Raw genomic sequence first — 6,691 nt, forward strand, 5'->3', positions numbered from 1 at the left:
CCTATCTCACAAACTCCTCCAGCTTCCTCTCCGGCAGAGGCTCACCCATCACCCAGGGATCCTGCCGGATCATATTCACCTCCCGGAGTTCCGCCGCCAGATACTCCATCTCCTCACGCTTTATCTTAACCTCATACCACTCTATTTTCCCGAAATCCTTCTCATGGGGTTCCCTGCCGGCCACCTTTTCTTCCGCCTTCCTTACCCGGTCCAGCTTCTCCTCCCTGCAAAGCCCCATGGCGAAAGCCCGGTTCACCCGCGGGACCATCCATTTTTGCAGAGACGGATCACTTACCTTTTGAGAAAGAGCCTTCCGGAAATCATGAAAAAACCTTTCCCTCTCCACCAGACACCGGAACTTCACCGGGCACACATCCTCATCAGGATTATCATCTTTCCTGTTCTTACGCACCGTCAGCACCATCAATTCCGTGTCCGGTACCGGTTCCAGATAGACCATATCGCACCGGAAGCCGATATCATAAAACCAGAGCCCTGCGCCGCCCTCTTTCTCCGCTGTATAGAAAAAAGCCGTAAGGCCCAGAAGATGCCAGGGATAGAAATCAAGAACCCCCCTGACCACCGGCGCCCGTCCGCATTTCATGCAGAACGCGCCGTAACTGAGAGCCTCCTCCCGCCTTTCCGTGAAGAAATGGAAAGAAATCCGCCGCAGCGGCAGATCCCTCCACTCCCCGGAAAAAGCGCCCCGCACCTCCAGCTCCGGAATCACTTTTCCTGCAGCCATCATGGCCCGTGCCCTGTCTACTATCATTTTTACTGCCTCCTTCGATGAAATAGGACTAACCGCCTCTATTGACTCTTCCGCTACTACCTAAAAAGCCCCTCAAAAGAGAGGCTCTTTTTTAATATTTATCCAAATAGAACATTCTTCTCCTTATTGATCATGCATCCCAGCCAAGATTGATGGAAGCCACCCTGCCGTTTCTCATATGAAATACAAGATTCACGCCGCTATCTGTTTTATAGTAGAGTGCATCACCGTAATGAATATCCGGCTTCCCATAGGTACCAATCACCTCGCTTCTGGTAGATCCCACATGGATGCCGCTGGGCGTGGAGAACCCATTATTGGCCGTGATATGAATCATGGTCACGCGGAATGGACGGCCGGGGTCTCTGACGCAGTTCATGGTCACAGATTTCCCATAGCCGATTATCTGCGCTTCTGCTCCTCGTCCCCAGGCAGCTGCCGATGTCACTTTTCCTTCTTTGGGATCACCATAGATCGCAATGACCTCTTCCTTAGTCATTCCCGGCACAATGCCTCCCAAGGCGCCTTCATCATCAGGCACACGGGCCATGGCAAAGGTACCTGCACACAAAGCAGCAGCTGTCAGCAATAAGATTTTCTTCATCTTCATAAGTTTTTCCTCCCTGAAAAAACTCTCCAAAATTCGGAAAACCGATTATTCATATCGGACGGCATTATCCCTGATTGTATTGATGATATGTATAAGATCACTCAATTTTGGCGTGTCGAAAATAGACATGGCATCATAGGGCTTGTCAAAGGGCGCATTAAAGATCGTCATCGGGCTGTCCATATAGCCATTCACGGATATGTAATTGATTACATTCCGAATAAAGGCAATCTGCTTATCATTCAGAGCATTATCGTTAATAAACTGTGAAAACGCCTTTTCCGCCGCCCTTTTATCCATTTTGGCAATGCGGCGGACCGTAAGTCCAAAGGGCTGATCACGGAAATAATACTGATAGTCCTCTTTGGACCCCAATTCACTGGTAAAGATTTTCTCCAGATCCTTGTAGTCCTTGGCCGTTAACGGCTCATTATGCACCAGTTTCCTCACCGCCGGAACATCATCCATATGCTGCAGGAAATAATGATTCACCTTTTCTTTGTAACTCTCAAAGGTTTCCGGCTCCAGCGTATCGCCTTCCTTTTCAGAAATGATGGCATCTTTCAAGCCGGTTTCCACCACCGGTTCATGTTTGAACTGGATAAACTGGATAAGATTTCTCAGCTCTACCCTTACCTTCTCAAAGTCAAGCATATCTGTACCTATCCAGAAAGCAGTCGACTCCACCTGTTTAATCAGCGGCAGTTTCTTTCTTACTGCATCAATGCTCACCTTTTTCTCCAGCTGTCCTGCTGTTTCCAAAAGCTGCTTCTTTGCTTTTTTAAAGGAGCCCAGCCCTTCTATATGGGCCAGCATGAGGCCATACATAAGATTATCGAAGCGTTTGGCCGATTCATCTTTTTCCATGTCAAAAACAAGCGGTGCGATTTCCCTGTTCAGCTCACCGCAGTCACTTTCACTGAGTGCCTGGAACATCTCCTTGTTTTTAAATTTTTCCACATACCGAAGGTGCAGCTTAACCGAAAAAAGGGCCGGATTCAAATCCACCACCTGTTTATGACAGGTTTCCACCAGTGAACTGCGCCAGGTCTGGTACTTCTCATCCGCATAAGCTGCCTGCTGCAGATCCTTGGCCAGACGGATTCTCTTGATGAAAATATTCTCCGCAAGAGTCCTGGTTTCTCCGTCACCGATAAAATTCACATGCTGGCGGAAATACTCAAAGTTGCCGCAGTAATCAAAAATCAGGAAATACTTCTTGCCCCTGTACTCCCCATTTCTCATATCCACGCATTCCAAATCAGGACAGAGCCTTGTGCCCCGGCCTATCATCTGCCAGAACTTTGTCTTTGAACGCACCTTTTTGAAGAAAACCAGATTCAGGCACTCCGGCACATCTATGCCCGTATCCAGCATATCCACCGAAACAGCAATGACCGGATCCTTTTCCGGATTTTTGAAATCATCAATCACCGTTTCCACATAGCTGTCTCCACAGACTACCCGCTGGGCAAAGGTACCCTTATATTTAGGGTAAAGTGCATTAAACCGCTGGATAATAAATTCTGCATGCTTTTTATTTTCAGCAAAAATAATGGTTTTCCCAAGCCGTTCTCCGCCCTTTGTCTTAATGCCCCGTTCCATCAGGTCCTGAAGCACATGATCCACCGTATTGGCGTTAAACACAAATTTATCCATTTTCGGCGAAGGGATATAATCGGGCATAGACCCGTCATCCTCGGTGAAATCATCCTCATACCGTTTCTTATCCTCTTCTGAAAGGTCATCATAGGTAATACCCTCTTCCAGAAACTTCGTTTTCACCTCATAGTTATAATAGGGCACTAGATATTTTTCATGAATTGCCTGGTCATAATCATAGGCATAAGTAGGGATTCCCTGCTGCATGTCAAAGAAATCATAGGTATTCCGATCCACATCGGTTTTCGGCGTAGCAGTCAGTCCTACCAGTATGGCATCAAAATAGTCAAAAATCGCTTTATATTTTTTGAAAATACTCCGATGGCTTTCATCGATGATAATCAAGTCGAAATGGGCCGGTGTAAAAAGCCGATTCCCATCATCCCGCTTCGTATCATCTATGGAATTCAAGATGGTCGGATAGGTGGAGAAAACAATCCGTGCATTCTTATCATCCTTATTGCTGCACAGATTGCAGAGAGACATCCGGGGAAGATACTCCTTAAAAGCATCCTTTGCCTGCTTCACCAGCGCTGTGCGGTCCGCCAGAAAAAGTACATTGGTAATATATCCTCCCTTGGACAGCACATCCACCAGGCTGGCCGCCGTGCGGGTCTTACCGGTCCCTGTAGCCATGACCAGGAGATTCTTCCGTCCCCCCTCCTCTATATGGGCGCACACAGCCCGGATGGCCTCCTTCTGGTACACACGGTTCGTAATATCATCGGAAATAGGAATGGACGTCAATGCAGGATGACTGTCCATCCTCCTATCCATCAGTCTTTCCAGATCATCCCTGCTGAAAATACCGCTTACCCGCCGCTGGGGGCCTGTCTTATCATCCCAGAAATAGGTCTCAAAACCATTGGTATTGAAAATCATGGGGCGGCGGCCAAATTTCTTTTCCAGACAGTCCGCATACAGCACCGCCTGCTTCCGTCCCACATTGGGGTCCCGGCTTGTCTTCTTGGCTTCCACCACTGCCAGCGGAAGGCCGTTCCTGCCAAAGAGGACATAATCCACATACCCCTTCTGCCCGGGTACGCCGGCCATACCGTCCACTTCATATTCTTCCAGCACATTCTGGGAAGGGCCGTCAAAAATCCACCCCTCCATCTTCATGTCCACATCAATATAAATCTTACGGGTCTTAAATTCAGAAATGGCTTCCGGATTGAAATGACGCTCTTCCTTATTCTTCTCCTTCTCGGCAGTCAGCTTTTCCGACAGCGCACGCACCTGGTCATAGAGCTTCTTGTTTTCCTCTTCCTTTTCCTTGAGCAGGCCTGCCTGCTCCTTGATTCTCTTCTCATCCAGCGTGACCTTGCTTTGAGGGATGAGAGATTCTTTAAAGTAATGCTCCTGGTAATCGCGGCCATAGCAGTAGTCAATCCATTCAATGAACTCAAAAAGCCCGCGAAGCGACACCACTGCGTCAGCGGCAGTGATGTTTCTTGCCGTATGCACAGCCAGATTCCCCAGCTTCACAATCAGCGGCAGCTTCTTCCACGTATCATATTCCATGGCATAGCGGAAATCGGGCTCATGAATCAGGGACTGCAGATTATCCTTGAAAGGAAGCGTCATGGTCCTGTCCGCCGCATAGACCCACTTCACCGCCAGCTCCAGCGCTTTGCGGCAGCCAATGGCGCACATGGCCGGAGAAGTGGCATAGACCCTCTCCGCCTCCATGGCCGCCGGAGCAAACGCTTCATACTCCTTTTTCTCACGTAAGAAATCAAAGTTTCCCATACTGAATCACCCGCAAAATAATCAATTTCCATCGAATCATTCACTGATTATATATTACAACATGTGGGACACATCTTCCAATAAACGGAGAAAAATCCTCCCGCGATATTTCGATTTGTCGACTTGGTGTACAAAGTCTGAATATTGAATTTGAACTTTTATAGGTGGAATTTTGACAGGTAGCGCTCTTAATTGTTTCATATTAATGCTTGCTATTCCTGTGGTCTGCTTTGCTGCCTTAAGGAAATATCGTCTTGCACTGTCCCCCTGAAGGTATTCTTCAAAAAATTCAGGTAGTAACACGTCTTTATGTAACCGAACTCTGAATATATGATTTTGATGAATACAGTCTTTAGGAGGATTCCTTATGATAGCTCCTCGTCCCACCTTATCCGGATCCCCGCCTTCAGTCATTAATATGTCATTGGGAAAAAGCCTGTACTGTTCAATTTCACTTTCAGTTGCCATTATTGTCTTAACGGTAGACAAATCAATGTACCCCATTTTCACATTTGAAACAGCCATATAAGGAACTTCTCGTAGCTCCAAACCCAAAACCTTTCGCCCTTTAGTTATACCAGAGCATATATCCGCTACATCTTCCAAATGTTTATCTATACCCTCACTCATCCCAAACATCTCTAAAAACCGGGATTTGACAAGCATATCAAAATTTTCAAGTTGCTGCTTACGCAAAGAAATTAGATTTGTTATCATGTCAAGTTTCTTAACTATAATATCCTGCTCTTTTTTTGGATATTGAGGAACAACAATATTCTCAAGATTTTTCCGACTTATTCGTTTCCTGGTAGTTCCTGTCAAATAGTGTGATAATCTTGACTTATATAAATCAGTTTGAGTGTAGTAAACAAAAAACTGAGGATTATAAATATTATGATTAACCCTTAGAATTGTGCAATCTACTGCCGTTATAGCTCTTCCAATGTCTTGAGGAACTATGCATGACCTTCCTATTGGGTCTGGCAAGCGTGAAATTAAAATGTCCCCTTCATAAACATCTGTACAATGTAATCTGCTATAAGTTTCTTCAGAAATATATTTCGCCTTATCGGGTTTATCTAAATATTCCCCATTTCCAATATTTCCTGTTTGAACTAGACGTATTCCATAATTAGATTGATCGTTAGACTCAATCCAATCGCCATCTGAAATAAACGTTGCAATTTCTCTTATACTGCTCATAACAACTTCTCCAATTCATCCAATCCCTGGTCGATTTCTTTTTCCAAGTCCCGCAGCTCTTTCAGGATTTCAGAGGTAGGCGGATACTTCACCGGCACATACTCGATTTCCTTGTACTTGTTAATGGACAAATCATAGTCATTATCCACGATTTCCTGTTTCGGCACGAAGAAGCTCTGCTCTGTCCGCTTTCTCTCCGTTTCCTTTTCCATATGATGGAATCTTTCAATAATATCAGGGATATCGTTTTCCTTCACCGGATTTCTCTTATCATCCAGGGAGAAGCCGTCTGCCTTCATATCGTAGAACCAGACCTTTTCCGTACCGCCGGCACCGGTTTTTGTGAAAACAAGAATGGCCGTGGAAACGCCGGCATAGGGTTTGAACACCCCTGACGGCATGGAAATGACGGCCCGAAGCTGATGATTCTCCACCAGTTCTTTGCGAATAGCCTTATGAGCCTTGCTGCTTCCGAAAAGGACTCCATCGGGAACAATGCAGGCGCAGCGTCCCCCTTTTTTCAACATGCGAAGGAAAAGAGCCAGGAAGAGGAGCTCTGTTTTCTTTGTATTGGTGACTGCCTTCAAATCATCGTTGATACTTTCCGCATTGATGGACCCTTTAAAAGGAGGATTGGCTAGCAGGAGTTTACAAGTTAGTGATTTTCTAATCAAAAAAGAGCGATTTTATCG

The 6,691-nt window shown here is 46.0% G+C and carries 5 protein-coding genes; all 5 read right to left on the reverse strand.

The genetic code is table 11. The features are described 5' to 3' along the window. Position 1 precedes the first annotated feature (1 nt). Positions 2-772, reverse strand: coding sequence for a hypothetical protein (locus Q0482_RS03485; protein ID WP_299143438.1), 771 nt, complete (start codon positions 770-772; stop codon positions 2-4). A gap of 130 nt (positions 773-902) precedes the next feature. Then, positions 903-1,382: a hypothetical protein gene (locus Q0482_RS03490; protein WP_299143442.1), complete on the reverse strand. Its 480-nt coding sequence runs from the start codon at positions 1,380-1,382 to the stop codon at positions 903-905. 45 nt (positions 1,383-1,427) lie between these two features. After that, positions 1,428-4,796, reverse strand: coding sequence for a DEAD/DEAH box helicase family protein (locus tag Q0482_RS03495; RefSeq protein WP_299143444.1), 3,369 nt, complete (start codon positions 4,794-4,796; stop codon positions 1,428-1,430). Positions 4,797-4,850: 54 nt separating this feature from the next. Further along, complete coding sequence (locus Q0482_RS03500) at positions 4,851-5,999, reverse strand: restriction endonuclease subunit S (RefSeq protein WP_299143447.1); 1,149 nt, start codon at positions 5,997-5,999, stop codon at positions 4,851-4,853. After that, positions 5,996-6,673 (reverse strand): N-6 DNA methylase, encoded by a 678-nt coding sequence (locus tag Q0482_RS03505; protein WP_299143449.1) that lies wholly within the window; start codon positions 6,671-6,673, stop codon positions 5,996-5,998. The genes Q0482_RS03500 and Q0482_RS03505 overlap by 4 nt, the downstream gene beginning before the upstream one ends. Between the last annotated feature and the right edge of the window lie 18 nt (positions 6,674-6,691).

It is taken from the genome of uncultured Dialister sp. (genome assembly GCF_937959425.1).
In the GTDB taxonomy this organism is placed as follows: Bacteria; Bacillota; Negativicutes; order Veillonellales; family Dialisteraceae; genus Dialister.